Origin of the sequence: Actinocatenispora comari (assembly GCF_017312725.1) — a bacterium.
Classification (GTDB): domain Bacteria; phylum Actinomycetota; class Actinomycetes; order Mycobacteriales; family Micromonosporaceae; genus Actinocatenispora; species Actinocatenispora comari.
Genome location: NZ_BOPO01000090.1, coordinates 15041 through 41172 on the forward strand (window position 1 = coordinate 15041; position 26132 = coordinate 41172).

Consider the following 26132-nt stretch of genomic DNA (forward strand, 5'->3'; position numbering starts at 1 on the left):
CGGGAATCGAGGCGACGGCAATGCAGCAGAGTGTCTCAGTCGTCCGCAACTGCGGGAGTCTGCTCCGTTTGCGGCGTCGTTCCCGGGTCGGTCAGGCGGCGTGCCGGCGGTTGACCGGGCGGAGCCGGCGGCCCGGGTGCTCCGGCGGTACCAGCGGGGTCGGTGCGTCGAGGTCGGTCGGCCCGGTCGGCGCGTCGTCCGCCGTCGCAGCCGAGCGCGTGGCCGGGCCGTGCGTACCGTCGGCGGCGCGGCGGACCATCAGCATCAGGGTGAAGCCGATCAGCAGCAGGCCGTGCTCCGAGACCCGCATCGCGGTCACCGTGCCGGCGGCCAGGTCCCGGATGCAGAACGCGGTCAACAGCACCAGGAAGCCGCCGACCACCGGGATCAGCCCGGCCGCGGCGCGGGACCGCCAGGCCACCCACGCCATGCCCAACCCGAGCGCCACGTTCCACGCCGTACTCTCGTCGAACAGGTGCGCGCCCATGTCGTGCCCGCCGGCCGCCGGCATTCCGGCGTGCCAGCCGAGCAGCTGCGCCAGCCCGAGCGCCAGCTGCGCCGCGGCCACCACGGCGAGCGCGATCCGCCAGCGGCCGCCGGTGCCGGCGCGCGGTGGCCAGGCCGTCGCCAGTACCCGGTCGGTCAGGTCCGGCTCCGCCACCGCCGGCCGCACCCGCAGCCGCCGGGTCAGCGCGGTCGCCTGCCGCTGCCAGGTCCGGCACGCCGCACACCCCGCCAGGTGCCGATCGGTCGACTCGGCCGGTACCGGCTCGGTCTCGCCGTCCAGCCGCGCCGACAGCGCCGTACGACACTGCTCACACTCCATGCTGTGACAGTCGTCGGCGGTGGCCGTCGAGTTCCCGGCGCCCGGCTGCGGCCGGCCGGGGGCCGACCCGTACCCTGTTCTACGTTTCGTCGAACTGCTGTCCCGGGGCGAACGGGACGGCGCCGACGGTCCGGCCCGGACCGGTCGCGAAGGGAGCGGCGTGGGACACCCGGCGCGTGACGATGCGCAGCTCACCGCGTGGGCGCTGGCCGCGGGTGCCGGCGACCGGGACGCCGCGGACGCGTTCATCCGGGCCACCCAGCGCGACGTCTGGCAGCTCGTTGCGCACCTGACCGACCCGCAGCGGGCCGACGACCTCGCCCAGGAGACGTACCTGCGTGCCTTCGGCGCGCTGGGTCGCTTCGCCGGCCGGTCCACCGCCCGTACCTGGCTGCTGTCGATCGCGCGGCACGTCGTCACCGACCACATCCGCACCCGGTACCGGCGGCCGCGCACCGTCGACGCCGACTGGGTCCGGGCGGCCGAGCACCGACAGCTGCGCGCGTACCAGGGGGCCGCCGGGTTCGTCGACCTGGTGGAGACCGTGCAACTGCTCGCCGGGCTCGACCCGGACCGGCGGGAGTCGCTGGTTCTGACGCAGATCCTCGGCCTGGACTACGCCGAGGCGGCGGCCGTGTGCGGCTGCCCGGTCGGCACCATCCGGTCCCGGGTGGCCCGGGCCCGCGCCGACCTGGTCGCCGCCCGCGCCGACCACCCCGCCACCGACTCGCACACCGGCTGACCCTCGCCGGTCCTGGCCGTTCCCGCCCGCCGGTCCGGTTCCGGTACGGCGATGAGTCCCGTGCCGCCGCGTCGTCTGTCCCGGTAGCACCGCATCGTCCGTACCGGGGAGGCCGCGATGTCGGAACCGTTGCTGCCGCTGTGGCTGCGGCTGGTGGCGATCGTCGCGCTGGCCGCGATCACGGTGCTCCACCTGGGCCATCTGCGCCGGGGCGCCCGGTCGGACCGGGTCTGGCACGGCGGTCACCTGGTGATGGCGCTCGGCATGATCGGCATGCTGCTGCCGCGCGGCGCCGGGGCTCCGCCGGCGCTGCTCGGCGAGGTGGTGTTCGCGATCTGCGCCGCCGGCTCGGCCGCGATCGGCGTGGCGCGGCTCCGCCGGTACCGGCCCAGCCTGCCCTGGTTCGCTGCCGCGGCCGGGCACGCCGGGATGGTGTGCATGTTCGCGCTGCCCCGGCCCGGCTTCGAGCTGCTCGTCTGGGTGCTGGCGCTCTGCTCCGGGCTGACCGCGCTGGGCTGGGCGACCGGCCGGCTGCCCGCCGGCGGCGGCGCGGTGGCCGGATCCGGTGCCGCCGTGCACGTGGTGGCGGTCCGGGTGTCGCTCGCCGTGATGGCCCTGGCCATGGCGTACCTGCTGGTCGCGATGCAGCTCGCGATGCCGGCCGGCCACACCATGCCCGGCATGTGACCGCCCGGTCGCCGGCGCGGGCGCCGGTCCGGCCAGCGCAGCAGGTCGGGGGAGCGACAGGCGGCGGTTCGGTCGGGCCAGCAGGTCGTGGGCGTGGCGGGTGGCGGTTCGGTCGGGCCAGCAGGTCGCCGGAGCGGCAGGTCGCGGTTCGGTCAGGACAGCAGGTCGTGGGCGCGGCGGGCGGCGCGGGCGGCGAGCGCGGTCAGCGCACCGAGGTCGACGCCGTCGGTCGCGGGCAGCGATACCGGGGTGCCGGGCCCGGCCGGCGGCGGCAGCGGCGTGGGCAGCGGTGCGGGCAGCCGCGCGTACGCCTCGGCCGCCGCAACGGTGTCCACCATGGACGGTGCCGGGGCCGGTGCGGTGCCGCCGCGCCGGTCGCGCAGGGCGTCGAGTACGGCGGTGCGGGGCCGGCCGCGCAACAGCAGCAGCGCGAACGGATCGGTGTCGAGCAGGTCGGCGAGCACGTAGCACAGCGCCGCCGCGTGCTTGCACGGGACGGCCCGGTCCGGGCAGTTGCAGGAGACGGTCAGCTCGCGCGGCCCGGGCAGCAGCGGCAGCCCGGCCGCCGCCACATCGTCCACGATGGACGGTGGCAGCTCGCCGTCCAGCAGCGCCGCGGTGTGCGCGAGCTGGCCGCCGATCGCGTCCAGTACCCGGCCCCACCCGGCGTCGTCGAAGGTCGCCACCCGCACCTCCACCTGGTACGGCGTGGGCCGGCTGCCGCGCACCCGCGCCGACGCGGTACCGGCGGCCACCACCGCGTCGCGCACCGCGCCGGACCGGGCGTACGTGCGGCCGCGCGGCAGCCGGTTCGGGTCGATCAGTGCCTGCTGCTGCAACGCATCCAGCCAGGCCCGGGACCACCAGGTCGCGCCGAACCGGCGTCGGGCTGCCGGCGGCACGTCCCCGATCGCGATCTCCTCGTCCGGCGCCGGGCCGGCCCCGCCGGTTCGGTGTGCTCGGTCGGTCATGACAGGGCCACCAGGTCGGCGAGTTCGGTGTCGGACAGCTCGGTCAGCCAGGTCTCGCCGCTGCCGACGACCGCGTCGGCGAGTGCCCGCTTGTCCGCGATCAGCTTCGCCACCCTGTCCTCCACCGTGTGCTCGGTGACGAGCCGGTGCACCTGCACCGGGCGGTCCTGCCCGATCCGGTACGCCCGGTCGGTCGCCTGGTCCTCCACCGCCGGGTTCCACCACCGGTCGACGTGGATCACGTGGCTGGCCCGGGTCAGGTTGAGGCCGACGCCGGCGGCCTTGAGCGACAGCAGGAACACCGGCGCGCCGCCCTCGTCGAACCGGCGTACCCGCTCCTCCCGTTGCCGCACCCCGACGCCGCCGTGCAGCAACAGGGTGTCCACGCCGCGGTCGGCCAGGTGCCGCTCCAGCAGCCGGCACAGCTGCACGTACTGGCTGAACACCAGCACCGACTCGCCCTCGGCGAGGATCACGTCGAGCAGCTCGTCCAGCGCGGTCAGCTTGCCGGACCTACCGGCGAGCGGCCCCGGTTCGCCCAGGTACTGCGCCGGATGGTTGCAGATCTGCTTCAGCGCGGTCAGCAGCTTGAGCACCAGGCCGCGCCGGGCGACCCCCTCGGCCGCCTCGATCTCGGCCATCGTGTCGCGCACCACCGCCTCGTACAGCGTGGTCTGCTCGGCGGTGAGCGGCACCAGCACGTCGGTCTCGGTCTTCGGCGGCAGTTCGGGCGCGATGCCGGGGTCGCTCTTGCGGCGGCGCAACAGGAACGGCCGGGTCAGGGTGGCGAGGCGGCGGGTGGCGTCGGCGTCCGCGTACCGCTCGACCGGGTTCGCGATCCGCCGCCGGAAGTCGGCCAGCGGGCCGAGCAGGCCCGGCGTGGTCCAGTCCACGATGGACCACAGGTCGGTGAGCCGGTTCTCCACCGGCGTACCCGTCAGCGCGATCCGCGCCGCGGCCGGCACGGCGCGCAGCGCCTTCGCGGTGCGCGACAGCGGGTTCTTCGCCGCCTGCGCCTCGTCCGCGACCACCAGCCCCCACCGCGCGCCGGCGAGCGTGGCGGTGTCGGCGCGCAGTACGCCGTAGCTCGCCAGCACGATCTCGTCGCCGGCCAGCGCGCCGAGATCCCGGTCGCTGCCGTGGAACCGGCGCACCGCGACGCCGGGCGCGAACCGGTGCACCTCGCGCTCCCAGTTGCCCAGCAGCGAGGCCGGGCAGCAGACCAGTGTCGGTCCACAGTGGAGGGTATGGCGGTGCAGGTGCAGCGCGATGATCTGCAACGTCTTGCCCAGCCCCATGTCGTCGGCGAGGCAGCCGCCCAGCCCGGTGCCGGTCATCGCGGCCAGCCAGCCGAGCCCACGCCGCTGGTACGGGCGGAGCGTGGCGTCCAGGCCGTCCGGCGGCGGCACCTCGGAGCCCGCACCGGCCAGCCGTTCGACCAGCTCGGCCAGCGGCCGGTCCGGGGTGAACGGCACCTCGCCGTCCGCGGTGGACAGCGTGCCGGTGAGCGCGGCGGCCAGCGCCTGCGCGCCCCCGACCCGCTGCCGGCGCCGCCGCAGCCGGGCGACCAGCGACCGGTCCACCCGTACCCAGCGGCCGCGCAGCCGGATCAGCGGCCGCTTCGCCTCGGCCAGCGCGGTCAGCTCGTCCTCGGTCAGCGCGGTGCCGTCCAGCGTGGCCTGCCACTGGAAGTCGAGCAGGTCGGTCAGCCCGAACGCGGCCGGGCCGGTCGCCGCCGGCCGCTTCGTGGTCGCGGCCAGCCGGGGCGAATGGTCGGTCAGCTCGGCCGGCCACAGCACGTCGGCGCCGGCCGTACCCAGCGCCTCCGCCGCCTCGAACAGCCCGTCCACGTCCTCGTCCGCCAGCGGCAGCGCGCTCGGCGCGTGCTCGGCCAGCGCGGCCGACAGCGGCGGCCACACCCTGGCCGCCCGCCGCAGCGCCAGCAGTACGTCGGTCTCCGCGTCCGCGCCGAACCGGTCCAGCACCTCGCTCGGCGCCGACCACAGCCGCGCCAACTCCACCACCAGGCTCGGGTCACCGGCGCTGCGCATCGCCAACGCCACCGAGAACCCGTTCCCGGCGGCGCCGTCCGGCGCGGAAGCACCGTCCGCTGCCGCCGCCACGTCCGGCGCCGGCACGTCCCGGGCCGGTACGCCCTGCTCCCGCACGCCCTGTTCCGCGGGCGTGGGCAGGCACAGCCGCAGCACCAGCCGGACCGAGCCGGCCAGTTCGGTGTCGATCGCGGTGAGCAACCGCCGGTACGGCTCCGCCGGCAGCGGTTCGTCCCCGGCATACGCCGCGACGGGTGAGCCGTCGGCAGCGGTGCGGGCGAGGGTGTCGGCCAGGGCGTCCCAGCAGGCGGTGATCAGCGACGCCGGGGTACGCAGCAGCGCCCGGCCGGCGCCCGTCGTCGGTGCCGCGTACGCCTCCGGCGGCATCGCCGCCGCGCACCGGTGCAGCCAGTCGGTGGCGGCGGGATCCGGCAGTACCCGCCAGGCGGCGGTGCCGGTGGCGCTGCGGCCGGGGGCGAGCCGGCCGGCCGCGAGCTGGCCGAGCCCGGACAGGACGACGGCGCGCCAGGCGCGGGCCGAGTCGGTGTCGTCGTCGCCGTCGAGCAGCCGGCGGACGGCCGCGTCGATCGGCAGGATGCGGGCGGGGGTCCGGTGCCGCCGAATCCGTCCGTACGCCGATTGAGCGACAACGAACTCCGAATTCGTGTCGGATATCCGACCGTCCGACCGCCAGAATGCGAAGGTGCCACGTCGCGCCGGATCGCCCGGCAGAAACGTCGCGTGTACCGCGTGGTCACCCATGGCATTGAAGGCTACCCAAAGCGCGGTGGCCGGTTTTTCGCCGAAACGACGAATCCCGGGGCGGGGCCCCGGGACATTCGATGCGGATCATGCTGCCATGGCCGGTGCCGGCGCACGGTGGTCAGTGCTTCGCGCCGGCTCCAGCGATCACGGAGCGTGTATCGGGCGGGGCGAGGGCGTGGCCGTCGGGGAGGATCTCCCCGTCGTCCTCGAACAGGATGACGCCGTTGCACAGCAGGCTCCAGCCCTGCTCCGGATGAGCCGAGACGACGTGTGCCGCCTCCCGGTCGAGGGCCTGTGCCGAGGGGCATTCCGGCGTATGGAGGCACATAGCTCCTCCATTGCGGTCGTGGTGGGATGGGAGCCATCCCCGGTCAGGTCAAGTCTGCTCCGCGGGTACGGAAGCTTCAAGCGAATCACCGTCCGAGGAGAATATTTCCCCTGTTCGTATCCGGAGCGTTACCAAGCCGGCCCCGGTGCCCCGCCGTACGGCCGATGCCGGGTCGCCGACCGGTGGGTGCCGTGCGGGGCCGAAAACCCGCGCACGGTGAGGGTCGTGCCGGTGTGCGCGCGTACCGCTTCTGCGCGTGACGCCCGCTCGGCGATCGGATCGATCGGTAAACCCTTGTGACATTCCATGGTTCGTTTCCGGTCGTATTCTCATTCACACGCGACCCGCACCGAGCCGGGTCGTAGGGGGGTGCTCGGCGTGACGAGGGAGGTCGACGCGCGGCGAACCCGGTTCACCAAGCGTTGGGCCCGGGGCATCGTCGACCGCGCGTTCGTTCCGATGTCGTCCGATGAACTGGTCGGCTATCTCACCGATCTGTCCGATCGGATCGTCGCGCTGCACACCGCCGCGAAGTTCGACCCGGACCAGGCCCGCGAGATCGGTGCCGCGCTGGTCGCCGCGGACGTCACCGACTCCGGCGCGCTCGGCCTGACCCTCACGCTGCTCACCGCCGACCCGCTCACCGCGACCGCCGGTACGCCGAAGCGGCGGCGGGAGATCCGCGCCGCGCTCGCCGACGGGTTCGCCGCCGCGCTGCGCGAACGTACCCTCGCCGAGCAGGAGTCGATCCGGCTCGCCCTGGTCGACGCGCGCCGGCAGGCCGAGCAGGCGCTGTCGGTCAGCCAGGCCCGGTTCCAGGCCGTGTTCAGCGAGGCGGCGATCGGCATCGCACTGATCGACGATCAGCAGCACATCGCGGACGCCAACCAGGCGCTCGGTGACCTGCTCGGCCGCGCTCCGGACGGGCTCGCCGGCCACGGTCTCGACGAGTACGCGCACCCGCAGGACGCCGAGGCGGTCCGGTCGGCGGTGGCCGGCCTGTTCGCCGGCGCGCCGACGCCGGTGCAGCTGGAGCGGCGGTTCACCGGCCGGGACGGCGCGCTGGTCTGGGGCCGGATGACGCTGACCACGATCGAGGCGCCCGCCGGCCACCAGTACGCGGTGGCCATGATCGAGGACTCCACCGAGCGCCGGCTGCTGGAGGCGCGGCTGGAGTACCAGGCCTGGCACGACCCGCTGACCGGGCTGGCGAACCGGGAGCTGCTGCTCAAGCGGCTGGACGAGACGCTCGCCGGCAAGACCGGTGCGGTCGGCCTCTGCTACCTCGACCTGGACGGCTTCAAGGCGGTCAACGACTCGTACGGGCACGAGACCGGTGACGGGGTGCTCGTCGCGGTCGCGCAGCGGCTCGACCTGGCGCTGCGGCGCACCGGGTGCCTGGTCGCCCGTACCGGCGGGGACGAGTTCGTGATCCTCATCGACGACCCGGACGGTGAGCCGGTGCAGTGCGGTGAGCGGGCGCTGGCCGCGCTGCACGACCCGCTGCGGGTCGGCGGGCACGAGCTGTCGGTGTCGGCCTGCGTGGGCGTGGTCGACCGGGTGGTCGACCGGTTCACCGCCGCCGAGCTGATGCAGGCCGCCGACACCACGCTGTACTGGGCGAAGTCGGAGGGAGCCGGCCGGCTCGCGGTGTTCGACCCGGACCGGCACGCCCGCGAGGTGGCCCGCTACTCGCTCGCCGCGGCGATGCCCGCCGCCGTCGAGCACGGTGAGTTCGTGGTCGAGTACCAGCCGCTCGTCGGGCTCGCGGACGACCGGCTGCGCGGGGTGGAGGCGCTGGTCCGCTGGCGGCACCCGGAACTCGGCTGGCTGCCGCCGGACAAGTTCATCAACCTGGCGGAGGAGACCGGGGCGATCGTCCCGCTCGGCCGCTGGGTGCTGCGGTCGGCCTGCGAGCAGGCGCAGCGGTGGCAGGACATCGCCGCGGACGACTTCTTCGTCAGCGTCAACCTGGCGGTCCGGCAGGCGCACGAGAAGCACCTCACCGACGAGGTCTCCGAGGTGCTGTCGAGTACCGGGCTGCCGGCCGACCGGCTCGTGCTGGAGCTGACCGAGAGCGCGATCATGGGGCCGGCCGCCGAACCGCTGCGGGCCCTGCACGCGCTCACCGACATGGGCGTGCGGCTCGCCATCGACGACTTCGGTACCGGCTACTCCAACCTCGCATACCTGCGCCGGCTGCCGGTGCACGCGCTCAAGATCGCCGGCTCGTTCGTGTCCGGGATGGCCGACGCGACCGACAACGGTGTCGGCGGCCCGGACCCGGTGGACGAGCGCATCGTCGAGACGCTGGTGGAGCTGGCGCACGCGCTCGACCTGACGGTGATCGCCGAGGGCGTCGAGACGGTCGGGCAGGCCAGCCGGCTCCGCGAGTTCGGCTGCGACGTCGGCCAGGGCTGGCACTTCGCCCGGCCCAGCGCGCCGGACGCGATCACCGCCCGACTCCTCGCCGAACGCAACAACCACCACTGACCGGCGCCGCGACACCGGACCGGCGGGCCCGGACAGGGTGAGGGCCGGCCTCCACGTGGTGGCGGGGCCGGCCCTCCTCGGTGGCTACCGAGTCGTGTGTCCTGGCGTCAGGGGCGAACCGCTCCGTACCAGGAACCGGGATAGTCGAGCGGGGACACCTTGACGTACTCGCCGGGCTGCGGTGCGTGGATCACGTAGCTGGTGCCGTCGTACCTGCCGATGTAGATGGCGACGTGCTCGCCGCCGTTGTAGAACACCAGGTCACCGGGCTGCAGCTCGTCCCGGGTGACGTGCGGGAACGCCGCGTACTGGCTGTAGGTGTAGGCCCGCATGTGCACGCCGGCGGCGGCCCAGGAGGCCGAGGTCAGCCCGGAGCAGTCGAAGGTGTTCGGCCCCGCGGTCGCCCACACGTACGGGTCGCCGAGGTGCGCGATCGCGTAGCGCACCGCGACCCCGCCCGGCCCCGGGATGTAGGGCATCTGCGGCAACGCCGTCCCGGTGTTCTTCCGGGCCGCCGCCGTCTTCATCCACTGCTTCTGCATGGTGTCCATGTCGGACTTGAGCTTCTTCTTCTCCGCCGAGAGCTTCTTGGCCTGCGCCTTGTTGCCCGCGACGAGCTTGTCGTACTTGGCCTTCGACGCGTCCAGCTTCTTCTTGGCGTCCGCGTACTTGGCGACCTTGGCGTGCTGGTCGGCGGCCATCCGGTCCAGCGTCGCCATCTGGTCGAGCATGGTGGTCGGCGAGCCGTACTTCAGCATCGAGTTGAAGGCGGACAGGTTCCCGCCCCGGTACGCGGCCGCCGCGTAGGTGCCGACCTGCTTGTACATCGCGTCGACCTTCTTCTTCAGCGGCGCGATCTGCTTGGCCAGGTCCTTGGACTTCTTCTCGTTCTTCGCGAGCGCGTCCTCGTTCTGCTTCAGCTTCTCGCCGTTGGCTTCCATCTTGGACCAGGTCGAGTCCATGCCGTGTTCCAACTGCGAGGCGGACGGATCCGCGTGCGCGGCGGTCGGCCCGATCAGGCCGACGCCGACGGTGGCGCAGACGGCGGCGGCGAGCAAAGCAAGCGCGCGCCGGGTCGGGCGCGCAATGGTCCCCGCTACTGACACCAGTAGCTCACTCCTTCTCCCGCAACCGCCTACCGGGTTAGCTGACGGGTTCGGGCGGGAAGAAGTGAGTTCGCCCTACCACCGGCTCTCGGGGAGAGCTGGCGGATTCACCCCGGATGGACGCCGCGAGCGGCACCCGTTGGATCCCCGGCTCGCCGAGCGACGACTCGGCGGTGCCCGTTCGGCGCCACCGGTTTGATGGCAGACTCCCGACCGGACCGCCCAAGAGTACGGATACCGCCGAGTGCCGTTCAACCCTGCGTGATCTGTTTGGCTTCGCCGGCTGGTCAGCGGTGGACCGCGCTCCCGTGTGCGGACACCTGGGGTAACGAACTCGTTATCGTGCCGTTACGAGTGGCTGGCCGAGAAGGTGCCCAGAAGAGGGCCACCACCAGGTAAATCGCCGCCCGGTGGGAGCGACCCGCGGTCCGCCATGTGGGAATGGCCACAGCATTCCGGGCGATGCTGCGCTCCGCGATGGACGCGACACCAACCGTTTGCCGATCCACAGAATCCCGGTACGCGGCCCGGTCCGGTGCACGAGAGTGGAGGGGTGACGGCGGCGCTGGGCACGCGCCGGCGTACCGGCGAGGGGGTGGCGTCGATGCCCGGTGGCGATCTGCCGACCCGCCGCCTGGGTCGTACCGACCTGCGCATCACCCGGGTGGGCTTCGGTGCCTGGGCGATCGGCGGCGCGGGCTACGCGTACGGCTGGGGGCGGCAGGACGACGGCGACTCGGCGGCGGCGATCCGGTACGCGGTGGAGCACGGGGTCAACTGGATCGACACCGCACCGGTGTACGGGCTGGGCCACTCCGAGCAGGTGGTGCGCGCCGCGCTCGCCCCGTACGCCGCGGCGGATCGGCCGTACCTGTTCACCAAGTGCGGTCTGACCTGGGACGACACCGACCGGAGCCGGCCGCCGCGCGCGGTCGGCGCACCGCACCAGCTGCGCCGCGGCCTGGAGGGCTCGCTGCGCCGGCTCGGCGTCGAGCGCATCGACCTCTTCCAGCTGCACTGGCCGCGGGCCGCCGGCGTGCCGCTCGCGGAGACCTGGCAGACGCTGCTCGACCTGCGCCGGGAAGGCAAGGTCCGGGCGGTCGGGCTGTGCAGCCAGAACACCGCCGGGCTGAAAGCCGCCGCCACGCTCGGCCCGCCGGACGCGGCGCAACCGCCGTTCTCCGCGATCGACCGGGAGGCGGCCGAGGGGCTGCTCGGCTGGTGCGCGGCGAACGAGGTCGGCGTGCTCGCCGCCAGCCCGATGCAGTGCGGCCTGCTGACCGGCGCGTTCACCCGGGACCGGGTGGCCGCGCTGCCCACCGACGACTGGCGCCGCGGCGACGGCGACTTCGTCGGCGCCGCGCTGGACCGCAACCTCGACCTGGCCCGCCGGATGGGCCACGTGGCGCACCGCCGCGGCCGTACCCTCGCCTCCGTCGCGGTCGCCTGGACACTGGCGTGGCCCGGTGTGACCGGCGCGATCGTTGGCGCCCGCCGGCCCGACCAGGTACGGGACTGGCTGTCGGCGGCCACCGAGCCGCTCGACGACGACGACCTGGACGAGATCGCCGAGGCGATCGAACGCTCCGGCGCCGGTACCGGCCCGACCCGGCCACCGGCCGACCCGCCGTCGTCCGCCGTCGCGCCGACCTCGCCGGGGCCGGCCCTGGCCGAGCCGACGCCGGTACGCCCGGAGCCGGCGGACGGGACGCTCCCGGTCGCGGCGGACCAGCCCCGCGGCGACCTGCTCGCCGAGCCCTCCTGACGGCGCCCCGGGCCCGTCTCCGACCGCGGCCCCGGCCGCGCGGTACGGTCGCCGCAAGCCGGGTACGAGGGGGTTGAGGATGGGCGCGTTCTGGCATCCGTTCGCGGACATGGGCGACGTCGAGTCGGCGGGGGAGTTCGTGCTCTCCCGCGGCGAGGGCGTCTGGGTGTTCGACGAGAACGACCGCCGCTACCTGGACGCGACCGCCGGGCTGTGGTTCGCCAACGTCGGCCACGGCCGGCGCGAGCTGGCCGAGGCCGCCGCCGACCAGCTGCGCACCCTCGCCGCCTACTCGTCGTTCGGCGACATGGCGGTGCGCACCACGATCGAGGCGGCCGAACGGGTGGCGTCGCTCGCCCCGATGCCGAACGCGAAGGTCTTCTTCACCTCCGGCGGCTCCGACTCGGTGGACAGCGCGGCGAAGCTCGCCCGCCGGTACTGGCACGAGCTCGGGGCACCGGAACGCACGGTGCTCATCTCCCGGACCAACGCGTACCACGGGATGCACGTGGCCGGTACCGCGCTCGCCGGGATCCCGGGCAACCGGGCCGACTACGGCGAGCTGATGGCCGACACCGCGGTGGTCGACCGCGACTCGGTGGACGACCTGCGCGCCACCATCGAACGGATCGGCCCCGGCCGGGTCGCCGCCTTCTTCTGCGAGCCGGTCATCGGCGCCGGCGGCGTGTACCCACCGGCCGAGGGCTACCTGGCCGCCGCCCGGCAGGTGTGCCGGGAGTACGGCGTGCTGTTCGTCGCCGACGAGGTGGTCACCGGGTTCGGCCGGATCGGCGGCGACTGGTTCGCGAGCACCCGGTTCCACCTCGAACCCGACCTGATCACCTGCGCCAAGGGCATCACCTCCGGGTACCTGCCGCTCGGCGCGGTGATCGCCGCCGAGCACGTCGCCGAGCCGTTCTTCCGGCCCGGCGCCGGGGTGTGGTGGCGCCACGGCTACACGTACTCGGGGCATCCGGCGGCGTGCGCGGTGGCGCTGCGCAACCTCGACCTGCTGGAGCGCGAGCAGCTGCTGTCCGAGGCGAAGCGGCTGGAGTCCACTCTGGCCAAGCAGCTCGGCCGGCTGACCGAGCACAAGCTCGTCGCCGAGGTACGGGCCGGCGTCGGCGCGGTCGCCGCCGTCCAGCTGACCGAGCCGGCGCTGGCGCCGCAACTGGTCAAGGCGCTGCGCAAGCAGGCGGTGGCCACCCGCGCGGTCGGCGCCGGCGGCATCCAGGTGTCCCCGGCGTTCGTGATGTCCGACGACGAGGTACGCCTGCTCGCCGACGGCATCTGGGCCGCCCTCACCGACCTCCGCCGCTGACCCGGCCGCCGCGCCGCCTCGGCGGAAGGCGGTCGGCGGTCGGCGCGGCGGGTCACTCCGCGCGGAGGTCCTCCAGCCGGGTACTGGCGCGCAGGAACGGCAGGCTCAGCAGCGCCGTGACCAGCACGGCCGCGATCGCGACCGCCACCACCAGCGTGGTCTCCCCCCACGGCACCGGGGTCGACACGTGCACGTGCAGCGCCGGCAGCGACACGTGCCGGAGCCCGTCGTCGTCCGGGCTCACGCACGGCTGGACGTAGTCGGAGCCGACGCAGTAGACACCGGCCGGCTGACTGACGTCGTAGTTCGGGAAGATGGCCCGGCCGGTGAACATGCCGACCAGCGCCGCGATGATCATGCCGGGCAGCGTCGTGATCAGGGTGTGCAGCACGAGGGCGGCGCCGAGCGTGCGCCGCGGTACCCCGGCGGCGGTCGCGGCGGCGAGCTGGCGGCGCTGCCCGACGATCCGCTCCACCAGCGCGATCAGCAGCGCCGCGGCGGCGACCACCAGTACCACCCGCACGCCGATCTGCACGATGTCGAACGCGCGGACGTAGACCGGGTCGGTGAAGTCCTGTTGGTGGACTCCGGTGTACCGGGCGATCAGCCCGTCCATGGTCGCGTTCGCCCGCTTGGGCAGCAGGAACGCCTTCTGCAGGGCGGCGGCACCGGCGCCGAACAGAACCGCGGCGAACAGTACGGACAGGCTGCGGCCGCCGAGCCACGGGTCACTCGCGGCGCGACCGGCGGCAAGCAGCACGGCCGGCCGACGGGCGAGGCGACGCACCGCGCCACCGGTGAGGTGGCTGAGCCGGGCGGCCCCGAAGGCCAGCCCCGTCACGACGAGCAACGCGCCGGCGATGATCACCACGCCGAGGTAGGGACCGGAGACGAGGTCGAACGAGGTACTGCGGAGCGGGCCGGCCATCACCCGGCGGGCCAGCGGAACGTAACCGACCGACAACACGACGCCCGCCCCGAGCAGGACCACCGGCCAGGTCGCGGGCCGGCGGGACCGGGACCGCCGGGTCAGCCCGTGCGGGGCCGCCGCGACCCGGCGCAGGAGCAGTACGGACAGCGCGACGACGAGGACCGGCACCAGTGCGATCAGCACGACCAACGCCCACCACGGCGGCAGCACATCGGTCGGCAGCGGGCGCAGACCGTACCGGTTGGGTGCGTCGGCGACGAGCCGGCCGACGAAGTAGCCGAGCGCACCCAGCGCGGCGCCGGCGCACGCGGCGAGACCGCTCTCCGCGGCCACCACCCGGACCACGTCGGCCGGGGTGGCGCCACTCATCCGCAGCGCGGCGAGCCGGCGCTCCCGAGCCGGCGCGCCGAGCCGGGCACACTGCACCACGAACAGCAGCACCGGCACGGTGACCAGCAGCAGCCCGATGGACAGACCCTTGCGCAGCCCGTACTGGGCGAGCAGCTCGCTGGTGTAGTGCGCGGTCAGGTAGGTGCTGTCGTTCGGGTTGTGGTCGACGGGGACCGACAGCACGGTACCGACGGCGAGCAGGCCGAGGGTGGCGGCCGCCGAGCCGAGCACCGTCAGCACGATCCGCACGGTGTCGGTCCGGGTACCGGCCCGGGCGAGGCGCAGCACGGTGTGCGCCGACATGCTGCCGGACGACCCGGCCCGTGGCGTCGCGGTGGCCGTGCTCATCGGTGGTCTCCCTGCTTGCCGGCGAGCGCCGACAGGTCCAGGCCGTTCGGGTCGAGGGCGCCGTCGCGCAGCGCGATCTCCCGGTGCGCGTACGCCGCGACCTTGCCGTCGTGGGTGACCAGCACGATCGTGGTGCCGTGCTCGGCCGACTCGCGGACCAGCTCGGTGAGCACCCGCTCGCCGGCGAGGCTGTCCAGCGCGCCGGTCGGCTCGTCGGCGAACAGCACGGCCGGGTCGGTGACCAGAGCGCGGGCCAGCGCCACCCGCTGCAGCTGGCCGCCGGACATCTCGCCGGGCAGCAACCCGGCGACGTCGTCGACGCCGAGGCGGTCCAGCCGCTCGTGCGCCGCCGCGTACGCCCCGCTGCGGCGCGCGCCGCCGAGCAGCAACGGCAGCGCGACGTTCTCCAGCGCGGACAGCTCGGCGACCAGCTGCCCGAACTGGAACAGCACCCCGAACTCGGTGCGCCGCAGCCGGGACCGTTCGGCCTCGCCGAGCGTGTCGATCCGGCGGCCGGCGTAGTGGACCTCGCCGGAGTCGGGGCGCAGGATGCCGGCGAGGCAGTGCAGCAGGCTGGACTTGCCGCACCCGCTCGGGCCGGTGACCGCGACGATCTCGCCGCGGTGCACGGTGACGTCGAGGCCGCGCAGCGCCGGCGTCGGCCCGTACGACAGGGCGAGCTGGCGGGCGGTCAGCAGCGGTTGGTCGGTCATGCGGCCTCCTCGGCGGTACGGAGTGCGTCGTCGGGTGTTCCCGCCTCCTCCGCGGAGGGGAGTGCGTCGTCGGATGTTTCCGCCTCCTCCGCGGAGGGGAGTGCGTCGTCGGTCACCGGTGGTCTCCCTCGTGCAGTTCGGCGCGCAGTGCGCCGAGGCGGGTCAGCGTGGTCTGCATCCAGGCGAGATCGGCGTCGAGGTGCCCGAGCAGGTAGTCGACCGCGACGACGTCGGACACGTTCGCCGCGGGGTCGGTCTTGGCCCGGGTCAGCTCGCGCATCCGGTCGGTGTGCGCGGCCCGCTGCGCGATCAGGTACGCCCGGGCGGTGGCGCCGTCGGAGCCGGTGCGCAGGGCGACGACCACCTTGGTGAACAGCGCCTCGGTGACGAACGGCGCGGGCCGCTCGACGGTGCCGAGCCAGCCGGCGAGCGAGTCGCGGCCGGCCCCGGTGATCTGGTAGCTGGTGCGTTCCGGGCCGCCGGCCGAGTCGTGCCCGGCCTCGGCGATCAGCTCGTCGCGCACCATCCGGCCGAGCGTGGCGTACGCCTGGCCGAAGGCGAGTGGCCGCGCCCGGGGCAGCAGCGCGTCGTACGCCTGTTTGAGGTCGTAACCGTGCCTGGGGGTGCCGTCGGCCAGGATGCCGAGCAGGACGTGTACCGCGGACATGACTCCACTATTCACTCAGAGAATAGTGGAGTCAAGCCCGCGCTGTGAGATCTGCCGCGGACCGGCCCGGCCGCACCGCCCAGGCGGCAGGATCACAGGCGGAACGTACGAAGAGGGGGCTGCGCCATGGAACTGGTGACCATCGACGACATCCGCGCCGCCGCGGAGATCCTCACCGGGGTCGTGGTGCACACGCCGCTGTTGCCGCAGCCGTGGTCCCAGCCCGGCCGGCAACTGTGGCTCAAGCCGGAGAACCTGCAGCCGGTCGGCGCGTTCAAGCTGCGCGGCGCGTACCACGCCATCGCGGTGCTGCCCGACGAGGCGCGCAAGGCCGGCGTCGTCACCCACTCGTCCGGCAACCACGGCCGTGCGGTCGCGTACGCCGCCGCGCTGTTCGGAGTGCCCGCCGTCGTCGTGATCCCGGACGTCGCGCCGCCGATCAAGATCGAGGCGGTCCGCGAACTCGGCGCCGAGGTGGTCCTGGTACCCGGCAGCGAACGGGCCGACGCCACCGAACGCATCGCCGCCGAGCGCGGGATGGCCGTGATCCCGCCGTTCGACCACCGGGACGTGATCGCCGGCCAGGGCACCGTCGGCCTGGAGATCCTCGCCGACGCCACCGACGCCGACGTGGTACTCGTGCAGGTCGGCGGCGGCGGCCTCGCCTCCGGCGTGAGTACCGCGATCAAGGCGCTGTCACCGCACACCGCGGTGTACGGGGTCGAGCCGGCCGTCGCGCCGGACGCCCGGGACTCGCTCGCCGCCGGCCGGCTGGTGCCCTACCCGGACGAGCAGCGGTACGCGACGATCGCGGACGGGATGCGCACCGGGCTGTCCGAGCTGACCCTCGCCCACCTGACCGCGCACCTGGACGGCATCGTCACCGTCGCCGAGGACGAGATCCGGGACGCGGTCGGAGTCCTCGCCCGCCAGGCGAACCTGGTCGCCGAACCCTCCGGCGCCACCACCCTCGCCGCCTACCTGCACCACGCCGACGAACTACCGGCCGGCCGCACCGTCGCCGTCGTCTCCGGCGGCAACCTCGACCCCACCCAACTGGCCACCCTCGTCACCCCCTGACCAGCCCGACGGGCCGCCGAACCCGCCAGGCGGCACCCGTCACGCCCGGCCCCGAAGCGAGTCAGGCGGCGTCAGGCGAGCAGCACCGGACCCCGCTGTTCCGATGCGGGCCAGGCGGCGTCCGGACCTCGTCTCCGCTCCCCCGGCGGGGGATGGTCAAGGGGGCGAAGGCCCCCTTGACGGGGAAGGAGCGCGAGGAGGGGGCGAAGCCCTCTCCTCGCATCCCCCCACGCGGGCTCAGACCGCGAACAGAGGTGGCCTTCACCCGCCAGCCCCACGCACATCAGACGCCCCCGCGGGCCCACCCGCACGAGGCGAACTGAGGGCTCTACGCCGGCGGCACCCCGGCACTCACCGCGCCACGGTGGAGATGATCCAGGCGTAGCACCGGGCCCGGTCGTGCCAGGCCTGGTACCGGCCGGACCGGCCACCGTGCCCCGCTTCCATCTCCGTCCACAGCAACACGTCCGGCGCCCCGTTCGCGCGCAGCCTGGACACCCACTTGGCCGGCTCGTGGTAGAGCACCCGGGTGTCGTTGAGGCTGGTCTCGACGTAGATCGGTGGGTAGTTCGACGCGTCCGCGGCGACGTTCTCGTACGGCGAGTACGACTTCATGTAGCGGTAGACGTCGGCGTCGTGCAGCGGGTCGCCCCACTCGTCCCACTCGATGACCGTCAAGGGCAGCGACGGGTCGAGGATCGAGTTGAGCGCGTCGACGAACGGCACCGCCGCGTAGATCGCGCCGAACGCGTCGGGCGCCTCGTTGACCACCGCGCCCATCAGCAGCCCGCCGGCCGAACCGCCGAGCGCGGCGAGCCGCGGCGTCGAGGTCCAGCCGGCCTCGACCATCCGGCGGGCGCACGCGACGAAGTCGGTGAACGTGTTCTTCTTGTGCAGCATCTTGCCGTCTTCGTACCACCGGCGGCCCAGCTCACCGCCGCCGCGGATGTGCGCGATGGCGTACACGAAGCCTCTGTCCAGAAGGGACAGTCGGTCGATCTGGAAGCCGGGGTCGATGGAGATCTCGTACGAGCCGTAGCCGTACAGCAGGCACGGCGCGCTGCCGTCGCGCACCAGGTCCGTGCGCGCCACCACCGAGATCGGCACCTTCGTGCCGTCCGGCGCGGTCGCCCACTCGCGGAACTGCTCGTACTGGTCCGGGTCGTAGCCGCCGAGCACCGGCTGGCGCTTGCGCAGCACCAGGTGCCGCTGCGCCAGCTCGTAGTCGTACACCGAGCGCGGCGTCACCAGCGAGGCGTAGGTGAGCCGGAACGTACCGGTGTCGTACTCCAGGTTGGCGTCCGGTTCGACCGTGTAGATCGGCTCGGTGAAGGCGATGTCGTGCGGCGTGCCGAGCGAGCCGTCGGCGCCCAGCGGGTACACCCGCAGGCCGGTGAGCACGTCGTGCCGGCGGTGCACGACGAGGTGGTCGGCGAACACGTCGAAGTCCAGCAGCCGGGTGTCGGCCGCGTGCTCGATCAGCGGGGTCCAGTCGGCGGGCGCGTCCACCGGCGCCGCGGCGAGCGCGAAGTTCTCCCCGCCGCCCACCTCGGAGTCGTTGTGCAGCACCAGGAACCGGTCTTGTCCATTGTGGACGATCTGGTGGTCGACCTCGTACTCGACGTCCTGCTTGCGGGCCCGCACCAGTGTCGGCGTACCGGTCGGATCGTCCGCGGCGAGGTAGCGGACCTCGCTGGTGACCTTGCTGTGCGACTCGATCAGCAGGTACCGCTCGGAGCGGGTCAGCCCGACGCCGACCCAGAACCGCTCGTCCGGCTCCTGGTAGACCACCACGTCCTCGGCTGCCTTGGTACCGATCCGGTGCCGCCACACGGTGTCCGGCCGCCACGCGTCGTCGACGGTCAGGTAGAACAGGTGCGTCGAGTCGGCCGACCAGGCCGCGCCGTACGACGTGTTCGGCACCTCGTCGTCCAGCAGCTCGCCGCTGGGCAGGTCCTTGACCCGCAGGGTGAAGCGCTCGTCACCGGCGTAGTCGTCCGCGTAGGCCAGGTAGCGGCCGTCGGCGGTGACGGTGAAGGTACCGAGCGCGAAGAAGTCGTGACCGTCCGCGAGCTCGTTCTCGTCCAGCAGCACCTGCTCGCCGGGCACCGGGACGCCCGGCACGATCACCGGCGGCGCCGGGTCGTCGCCGGCCGCCACCCGGCACCGGATCGGGTACTGCTGACCCTCCACCGTGCGGGTGTAGTACCACCAGCCGTGCCGCCGGGCCGGCACCGACAGGTCGGTCTCCTGCACCCGGCTCTTGATCTCGGTGAAGATCTCGTCCCGCAGGCTCGCCTCGTCGGCGGTGGCCTGCTCGGTCCAGGCGTTCTCCGCGGTCAGGTACGCGATCGTGTCTGGATTGTCCTTCTCGGCCAACCAGGCGTACTCGTCCACCACCGTGTCGCCGTGCTGCGTCCGCTCGCTCGCCACCCGCTTCGCCGCCGGCGGCTTGCCCATCGCACCCTCGCTCATCTGCGCCACGCTACCGCCGGCACCGCCGATTCGCGGGCGTGGACGCGGCCCCGGCGTACCGGTCTCGGCCGGGCACCGCGCCGAGGTCGCCGGGATGCGCTCGTCTGGCACGATATCCGCATGCCCGAGCAGCTCTCGGATCACTTCTGCGGACCACCGGATGCCCCGGATCGCTACCTGCTGCGCGAACGGCGCTCCAGCGGCGGCGAGGGCGAGATCTGGAGCGCCGTCGAGCAGCACGCCAACTTCTCCTTCCGGTACGCCGTGAAGATCATTCACGCCGACCACCAGGACGACTCCGGCCGCTGGCTGGAGAACCTGCGGTTGCAGTCCGCGCTGCTCACCCAGCTGGAGCACCCGTCCCTGGTGAAGGTGCGCGAGGTCTTCGTCGGCGCGCCGCCGCACCCGCACGGTGGGTCCGACGCCGCCGCGGAGTCCCGGCTGTACCTGGTGATGAAGTGGATCGAGGGGCGCAGCCTGCAGGAGCTGCTGGAGGCGGGCGAGCTACCCGGCCCGGCCGCGCTCGATCCGCTGGCGCCGGTCGCCGAGGCCATCGACTACCTGCACAGCGGCCGGGACACCGAGGGCCAGCCGGTGCTGCACCGCGACATCAAACCGGCGAACATCCTGCGCGCCGACGACGGCCGGGTCTACCTCGTCGACTTCGGGCTGGTCCGGTTCGCCGGCGCGGCCACCATGTCGAAGGTGTCCGGCACCGTCCCGTTCATGGCGCCGGAGTCGCTGCACCGCGGCGAGTACGGCCCGGCCAGCGACCGGTACTCGCTCGGCGCCAGCCTCTACTACATGCTCACCCGGGAGTTGCCGGTTCCCGGCGACACCGACGCGATGCAGCAGCGACTCGCCGCCGCCCTCGGCCCCGGCCAGGACCGGATGGTGCAGGGCATCCTGTCCATGATGGCGGTCAGCCCGACGCACCGGCCGGCGTCGGCGCAGCAGTGGCTGCACGCGCTGCGTACCCCGGTCGCGGAGACCACCCTCGGTGCGCCACCCGCTCCGCCGACGCCGGCCCCGCCGCGCATCACCGCCGAGACGGTCTTCGGCTCGCCGGGGCCGGGCGGCTCGATCGCCGGCGCGCCCGTACCGCGGCCCGGTTCGGTGCCGCCGGCGCCACCGTCGGTGCCGGCCGGCCCGGTACCGCCGTCGGTGGTCGGCCAGCCGCCGATGGGCGGCCAACCTCCGCTCGGTGGTCGGGCCCCGCTCGGTGCGCCGGCCGCGGCCCGGATGCCAGGTGCCGGGGGAGCGCCGCCCGGCTACCGGCCGGCCGCACCGCGCAGCGCGCCCCCGCCACCGTTCCCGGGCACGCCGAAGCCGTGGCAGCCGCCGAAGAAGCGCAAGCTGTCCGGCGGCAAGATCGCCGCGATCGTGGCCGGCTCGGTCGGCCTGGTGGTCGTCGCCAGCTGCGTCGGGCTGGGCATCCTCGGCTACAAGGAGGACCAGCGCAAGTCCGGCCACAGCCCCGATGCCAGCGCCTCGGTCGACCACAAGCATCCGCCGCCGACCGCCGCCCGGCTCAAACAGATCCAGGTGTCGGTCGGGCAGATCGAGAAGGCGACCGGCGCGTCGTCCGACGACATCCAGGCCAGCGAGGACAAGGACCGGCTGCTCGGCGGGCTCGACCAGTTCGAACCGTGCGCGGAGGGCACCGTCGACGGTGCCGCGATCGGCTCGCAGACCAGCAACGGCTTCTCGTACTACGACGGCCACGAGACCGGGTACGCGTCGTCCTCGGTGGTCGGCTTCTACGGCACCGCGTCGAAGAAGTTCTACACCGCCGCGAAGCAGTCGCTGCAGCGCTGCGGCTGGAGCACCTTCGCGATCGGCAAGATCGGCCAGCAGTCGGTCGGCTACACCCGCCACCTCGGCGAGTACGAGGACGGCCCGACGACGCTGGTGCTCGTCCGGTCCGGCCAGGTCGTGTACGAGCTGACGCTCACCGCCGAGTCCGGCGGCGCCCAGGTCCAGGCGGAGCAGCTGGCCACCGCCATGGCGAAGTACCTGCCGGAGGAGAAGTGACCGAGCTGCTCGTCGGCGTCGGCGGGGCGGAACGCCGGTTCGACGCCGGTGGCCCGGCCGCGATCGTGGGCCGGGATCCGCTCTGCCAGGTGGTCGTCGACGACCCGCTGGTGTCGCGGCAACACGTGGCGCTGGAGTGGGCCGACGGCCGCTGGTGGGTCCGCGACCTCGGCAGCAGCAACGGTACGTTCCTGGACGGTCGCCGCGTGCAACGCATCGCGGTGGAACAGCCGGTGGCGCTGCTGCTCGGCGACGCCGCCACCGGTGTCCCGGTGCAGGTACGGCCCGCGTCGGTGGTCCCGCCGACCGTGATACCGGGCCAGCCGGCCGCCGCCCCGGCCACCGTGCCGCGCCCCGTCCTCGGCATGCCACCGCCGGCCGCCCGTACCCCGAACGCCGTCACCCCGCTCCCGGGCCCGCCCGCCGCGCCGCCGGCCGGTGTACCGCAGAACGTCGTGCCCATGCCGGTTGCAGGGTCGGCGCTGCCGGTGGCGGCGGTGCCGGCATCGGTGGTCGGCCGCACCCCGTCCGGGTCGTACCGGGCGGGCGAGGTGGTGCGGATCGGCCGCGACGCGGCCAGCGACATCGTGCTCACCGACCTGCTGGTGTCCCGCCGGCACGCCGAGCTGCGCCGGCTCGGCCACGGGTACGAGGTGGTCGACCTCGGCACCCGCAACGGCACGTTCGTCAACGGCCAGCGAATCAGCCGGGCGGTGCTGCAGCCGGGCGACGTGGTCGGCGCCGGGCACCACCAGCTGGTGTTCGACGGCGCCATGCTGCACGAGTACGTGGACACCGGCCGGGTGTCGCTGCGGGCCGAGTCGCTGACCGTCACCGCCGGGCCGCACACGCTGCTGGCCGAGGTCGGGTTCGAGCTGCCCGAGTCGAGCCTGCTCGCGGTGGTCGGGCCGAGCGGCGCCGGCAAGTCCACCCTGCTCGGCGCGCTCACCGGCATCCGGCCGGCCACCCGCGGCACCGTCCGCTACCAGGAACGCGACCTGTACGCGGAGTACGACGACCTGCGGCACCGGATCGGCCTGGTCCCGCAGGACGACATCCTGCACCGGCAGCTGACCGTGCGCCGCGCCCTGCGGTACGCGGCGGCGTTGCGGTTCGGCGCCGACGTCTCGGCCCGCGAACGCGACCAGCGCATCGACGAGGTGCTCGCCAAGCTCGGCCTGACCGAACGCGCCGACCAGCGGATCAGCACCCTGTCCGGCGGCCAGCGCAAGCGCACCTCGGTGGCGCTGGAACTGCTCACCGAGCCGTCCCTGCTGTTCCTGGACGAGCCGACCTCCGGCCTCGACCCGGCGCTGGACCGGGACGTGATGCTGGCACTGCGCGACCTCGCCGACGGCGGCCGCACGGTCTGCGTGGTCACCCACAGCGTGCTGCACCTCAACCTGTGCGACCGGATCCTGGTGCTCGGCCGCGGCGGCCGGGTCTGCTACTTCGGCCCGCCGGACCGGCTGCTCGCCTTCTTCGGCGCCCAGGAGTACGCGGAGGTGTTCGAGCGGGTCGCCACCGAGCCGGAGGCGTGGGCCGACCGGTTCCGGCAGCACGCCACGCCCCGGCCGCAGGTCGAACCGACCGTCCGGATCGCGCCGCCGCCGCGGGTCGACGACCCGGACGGGCCGGGCGCCGCGACTTCCCGGCAGGGGTTCTGGCGGCAGCTGGCGATCGTCGCCCGCCGCACCATCGCGGTCACCCTCGCCGACCGGCTGTACGCGTCGCTGCTGGTCGGCCTGCCGCTCGGGCTGGCGCTGCTGGCCCACCTGGTACCGGGCGACGACGGGCTGGCGAAGCCGGCCAACGCGCTGCACCGCTCCGCCGAGGCCGGCCAGCTGCTGACCATCCTGGTGATCGGCGGCGTGTTCATGGGTCTCGCCGGCGGCATCCGCGAACTGGTCGCCGAGCGCGCCATCTACCGGCGAGAACGCGCGGTCGGCCTGTCCCCCGGGGCGTACCTGGGCGCCAAGCTGGTGGTCTTCGCGGTGCTGAACGCGGCGCAGGCGACGGTGTTCGTGCTGGTCGCGCTGTGGGGCGCGAAGCGGCCGGCCGCGGCGCTGGTGCTCGGCTCACCGACCGTCGAGCTGATCGCCGCGGTCGCGCTGGTCACCCTCGCCTCGACCGTGCTCGGCCTGCTGATCAGCGCGTACGTGTCGACCTCGGAGCAGACCATGCCGGTCCTGGTCGGCCTGGTGATGGCGCAGCTGGTGCTCAGTGGCGGGCTGTTCGCGGTGGCCGGCCGGGCGGTGGTCAGCCAGCTCTCCTGGCTCGCCCCGGCCCGCTGGGCGTACGCGGCGGCCGCGGCCACCGTCGACCTCAAGAACGTGATGCCCGGCCCGCCGGACGACCCGCTCTGGGACCACACCTCCGGCCGGTGGCTCGTCGCGGCCGGTGTCCTGGTCGGCCAGACCGTCCTGCTGCTGATCGCCACCCGCCTGGCCCTCCGCCGCCACGAACCCGGCCGCTGACCCGCCCGCGGACGGGCCGGCGGTCACGTCACGGCCGTACCGCCGGTCAGCCGCCGTGGCGGACGGCGGCGAGGAACGCGTACCACTGCGCCGCGTCCACCCGCAGCACGCCGCCGTCGGGGTCGGGAAGCCGTACCCAACACCCTGGCGGTCATCGGGTCAGAGCCAGCCGTTGGTGCGGGCGGCGTTGAGGGCCTCGATGCGGTTGCGGGTGTTGGTCTTGCCGATGGCGGCGGACAGGTAGTTGCGCACGGTGCTCTCGGACAGGTGCAGCGAGCCGGCGATGTCGGCGATGGTGGCGCCGTCCGCGGAGGCGGCGAGCACGTCGCATTCCCGGGCCGACAGCGGGTTCGGGCCGGCGCGCAGTGCCGCCGCGGCGAGCGTCGGGTCGACCACCGTCTCGCCGGCGACGACCCGGCGGATCGCGTCGGCGAGCTGCTCGACCGGGCTGTCCTTGATCAGGAAGCCACGCGCGCCGGCGTCCATCGCCCGGCGCAGGTAGCCGGGGCGGCCGAAGGTGGTGACGATCAGCACCCGGCAGGACGGTACCGCGGTGGCCAGTTCGGCGGCCGCGTCCAGGCCGCTGCGGCCGGGCATCTCGATGTCGAGCACGGCGACGTCGGGCGTCAGCCGTACGCACGCGTCCACGACCTCGTCGCCGCGGGCGAGCAGCCCGACCACGTCGATGTCGTCCTCCAGCTCCAGCAGGGTGGCCAGCGCGCCGCGCATCATGCCCTGGTCTTCGGCCAGCAGTACCCGGATCACGCGTCCATCCTGCCAACCGCGGCCGGGACGGTCGCGGTCAGCGTGAACCCGTGCCGCCCGCCAGCGGTGCGTACCGTGCCGCCGGCGACCTCGAACCGTTCGGCCAGCCCGCGCAGCCCGTTCCCCCCGCCGAGCCCGGCGAGCCCGGCCGGGTCCGCGCCGGTGCCGTCGTCGGCGACCTGCAGGATCGCCTGGTCGTCGGCGTAGCGCAGGCTGATCGTGCAGTGCGTCGCGGCCGAGTGCCGGATCACGTTGGTGGTGGCCTCCCGTACCGCCCAGCCGAGCAGGGCGTCCGCCGCCTCGTCCAGGTTGCCGGCAGCGCGCCGGACGGTGGCGGTGATGCCGGCGTCGGCGAGGGCCGCCCGGGCGCCGTCGAGCTCGGCGGCGAGACCGCGCTGCCGGTACCCGGTGACCGCCTCCCGCACCTCCACCAGTGCCTGCCGGCCGATCGTCTCGATGTCGGCGGCCGCCTCGGCGGCCTTCGCGGCGTCCCGGTCGACCAACCGCCGCACCACCTGCGCCTTGACCACGATCACCGACAGGGTGTGGCCGAGCAGGTCGTGCAGGTCCCGGGCGAACCGGGTCCGCTCGTCCGCCACGGCGGCGCGGGCCAGCTCCTCGCGGGCCTCGCGCAGCAGCCCGATCGTGGTGAAGAACCGCCGCATCATGAACATCACCAGGCCGGACATCCAGGCGGCCAGCGCGATGCTGGCGTAGTCCATCCCGCCGTGCCCGCCGAGGATCACGATGCTCAGCACCGAGACCACCAGCACCCCGAGGAACGACGGGAACACCATCGGCAGGACCATCGCCGTGGCCTGCGCCGGCAGTACCACCAGCAGGCCGCTGGAGCTGGGCACCACCAGCCCGATCGCCAGCGCCAGCCCCAGCAGCGGGAGCAGCAGCAGGTACCGGGCGAGCTGGCGCAGGCCGACCGGGGCCAGCCGCATCGTGACGGTCATCGTCCCGCCGAGCACGACGATCCCGACCGCGCCGAGCCACTTGCCGTTGGTCACCGCCGAGATCAGCGGGAAGACCAGCAGCGCGAGCCAGACGGCGATACCGCCGCGGCCGATCTTGCCGTCCGGGGTGTGCTCGGTGCCGTTGCGGATCCGCTCCCGGGACCGTTCGACGGACCGCGACTCGATCGCGTCGACCCGCCGCGACAGCCTTGCCAGCCAGTGCATGGCTACCATC

General features: G+C 73.9%; 19 protein-coding genes and 1 riboswitch. Of the genes, 8 read left to right on the forward strand and 11 right to left on the reverse strand.

Translation table 11 applies throughout. The features are described from left to right. Nucleotides 1–91: 91 nt before the first annotated feature. Nucleotides 92–826 carry a zf-HC2 domain-containing protein gene (locus tag NUM_RS23050; protein ID WP_207127002.1) on the reverse strand — a complete coding sequence of 245 codons (735 nt, stop codon included), beginning with the start codon at nt 824–826 and terminating at the stop codon, nt 92–94. Between the two features lie 160 nt (nt 827–986). Here NUM_RS23050 and NUM_RS23055 point away from each other — a divergent pair, with 160 nt between their 5' ends. Beyond that, the gene (locus NUM_RS23055; protein ID WP_207127003.1) at nt 987–1568 is read left to right on the forward strand and encodes a sigma-70 family RNA polymerase sigma factor; all 582 of its coding nucleotides are present in this window, start codon (nt 987–989) and stop codon (nt 1566–1568) included. 117 nt (nt 1569–1685) lie between these two features. Then, nucleotides 1686–2255 (forward strand): DUF5134 domain-containing protein, encoded by a 570-nt coding sequence (locus NUM_RS23060; RefSeq protein ID WP_207127004.1) that lies wholly within the window; start codon nt 1686–1688, stop codon nt 2253–2255. Nucleotides 2256–2407: 152 nt separating this feature from the next. Here the strand turns inward: NUM_RS23060 and NUM_RS23065 are convergent, their stop codons facing one another. From NUM_RS23065 to NUM_RS23075, 3 genes are all read right to left on the reverse strand, one after another. Next, on the reverse strand, nt 2408–3226 hold the full coding sequence (locus tag NUM_RS23065; protein ID WP_207127005.1) for an SWIM zinc finger family protein: 819 nt from the start codon (nt 3224–3226) through the stop codon (nt 2408–2410). Then, the gene (locus NUM_RS23070) at nt 3223–6039 is read right to left on the reverse strand and encodes a DEAD/DEAH box helicase (RefSeq protein WP_207127006.1); all 2817 of its coding nucleotides are present in this window, start codon (nt 6037–6039) and stop codon (nt 3223–3225) included. Before NUM_RS23070 ends, NUM_RS23065 begins: the two co-directional genes overlap by 4 nt. Before the next feature lie 121 nt (nt 6040–6160). Beyond that, complete coding sequence (locus tag NUM_RS23075) at nt 6161–6370, reverse strand: DUF5999 family protein (protein ID WP_207127007.1); 210 nt, start codon at nt 6368–6370, stop codon at nt 6161–6163. A gap of 378 nt (nt 6371–6748) precedes the next feature. Here NUM_RS23075 and NUM_RS23080 point away from each other — a divergent pair, with 378 nt between their 5' ends. Beyond that, the gene (locus NUM_RS23080) at nt 6749–8863 is read left to right on the forward strand and encodes a putative bifunctional diguanylate cyclase/phosphodiesterase (protein WP_207127008.1); all 2115 of its coding nucleotides are present in this window, start codon (nt 6749–6751) and stop codon (nt 8861–8863) included. Nucleotides 8864–8970: 107 nt separating this feature from the next. Here the strand turns inward: NUM_RS23080 and NUM_RS23085 are convergent, their stop codons facing one another. After that, nucleotides 8971–9969: an NlpC/P60 family protein gene (locus NUM_RS23085; RefSeq protein ID WP_207127009.1), complete on the reverse strand. Its 999-nt coding sequence runs from the start codon at nt 9967–9969 to the stop codon at nt 8971–8973. A gap of 11 nt (nt 9970–9980) precedes the next feature. Beyond that, a riboswitch (cyclic di-AMP (ydaO/yuaA leader) is annotated at nt 9981–10152 on the reverse strand. Nucleotides 10153–10522: 370 nt separating this feature from the next. On the opposite strand from NUM_RS23085, the gene NUM_RS23090 reads away from it, so the two are divergent. Both NUM_RS23090 and NUM_RS23095 read left to right on the forward strand, forming a co-directional pair. After that, nucleotides 10523–11734 (forward strand): aldo/keto reductase, encoded by a 1212-nt coding sequence (locus NUM_RS23090; RefSeq protein ID WP_225918786.1) that lies wholly within the window; start codon nt 10523–10525, stop codon nt 11732–11734. Between the two features lie 79 nt (nt 11735–11813). Then, the gene (locus NUM_RS23095) at nt 11814–13055 is read left to right on the forward strand and encodes an aminotransferase family protein (RefSeq protein WP_207127010.1); all 1242 of its coding nucleotides are present in this window, start codon (nt 11814–11816) and stop codon (nt 13053–13055) included. 52 nt (nt 13056–13107) lie between these two features. Here NUM_RS23095 and NUM_RS23100 read toward each other — a convergent pair whose 3' ends face one another. The 3 genes from NUM_RS23100 to NUM_RS23110 form a co-directional block, all read right to left on the reverse strand. Next, a complete protein-coding gene (locus NUM_RS23100) occupies nt 13108–14724 on the reverse strand; it encodes an FtsX-like permease family protein (RefSeq protein WP_207127011.1) in 1617 nt (538 codons plus the stop codon). Next, the gene (locus NUM_RS23105; RefSeq protein WP_207127012.1) at nt 14721–15437 is read right to left on the reverse strand and encodes an ABC transporter ATP-binding protein; all 717 of its coding nucleotides are present in this window, start codon (nt 15435–15437) and stop codon (nt 14721–14723) included. Before NUM_RS23105 ends, NUM_RS23100 begins: the two co-directional genes overlap by 4 nt. A gap of 112 nt (nt 15438–15549) precedes the next feature. Next, nucleotides 15550–16104 (reverse strand): PadR family transcriptional regulator, encoded by a 555-nt coding sequence (locus tag NUM_RS23110; RefSeq protein ID WP_207127013.1) that lies wholly within the window; start codon nt 16102–16104, stop codon nt 15550–15552. Between the two features lie 126 nt (nt 16105–16230). Here NUM_RS23110 and NUM_RS23115 point away from each other — a divergent pair, with 126 nt between their 5' ends. Then, on the forward strand, nt 16231–17184 hold the full coding sequence (locus NUM_RS23115) for a threonine ammonia-lyase (RefSeq protein WP_207127014.1): 954 nt from the start codon (nt 16231–16233) through the stop codon (nt 17182–17184). Between the two features lie 351 nt (nt 17185–17535). On the opposite strand, the gene NUM_RS23120 is transcribed toward NUM_RS23115, so the two are convergent. Next, nucleotides 17536–19659, reverse strand: a complete 2124-nt coding sequence (locus NUM_RS23120) for a S9 family peptidase (protein ID WP_207127015.1) — start codon at nt 19657–19659, stop codon at nt 17536–17538. Between the two features lie 120 nt (nt 19660–19779). Between NUM_RS23120 and NUM_RS23125 the strand changes: the two genes are divergently transcribed. Both NUM_RS23125 and NUM_RS23130 read left to right on the forward strand, forming a co-directional pair. Continuing rightward, nucleotides 19780–21693, forward strand: a complete 1914-nt coding sequence (locus NUM_RS23125; RefSeq protein ID WP_207127016.1) for a serine/threonine protein kinase — start codon at nt 19780–19782, stop codon at nt 21691–21693. Continuing rightward, complete coding sequence (locus tag NUM_RS23130) at nt 21690–24170, forward strand: FHA domain-containing protein (RefSeq protein WP_207127017.1); 2481 nt, start codon at nt 21690–21692, stop codon at nt 24168–24170. The genes NUM_RS23125 and NUM_RS23130 overlap by 4 nt, the downstream gene beginning before the upstream one ends. A 159-nt stretch (nt 24171–24329) precedes the next feature. Here the strand turns inward: NUM_RS23130 and NUM_RS23140 are convergent, their stop codons facing one another. Both NUM_RS23140 and NUM_RS23145 read right to left on the reverse strand, forming a co-directional pair. Further along, the gene (locus NUM_RS23140) at nt 24330–24935 is read right to left on the reverse strand and encodes a response regulator transcription factor (RefSeq protein WP_207127018.1); all 606 of its coding nucleotides are present in this window, start codon (nt 24933–24935) and stop codon (nt 24330–24332) included. Beyond that, nucleotides 24932–26122 carry a sensor histidine kinase gene (locus NUM_RS23145; RefSeq protein ID WP_207127019.1) on the reverse strand — a complete coding sequence of 397 codons (1191 nt, stop codon included), beginning with the start codon at nt 26120–26122 and terminating at the stop codon, nt 24932–24934. Before NUM_RS23145 ends, NUM_RS23140 begins: the two co-directional genes overlap by 4 nt. Nucleotides 26123–26132: the final 10 nt, after the last annotated feature.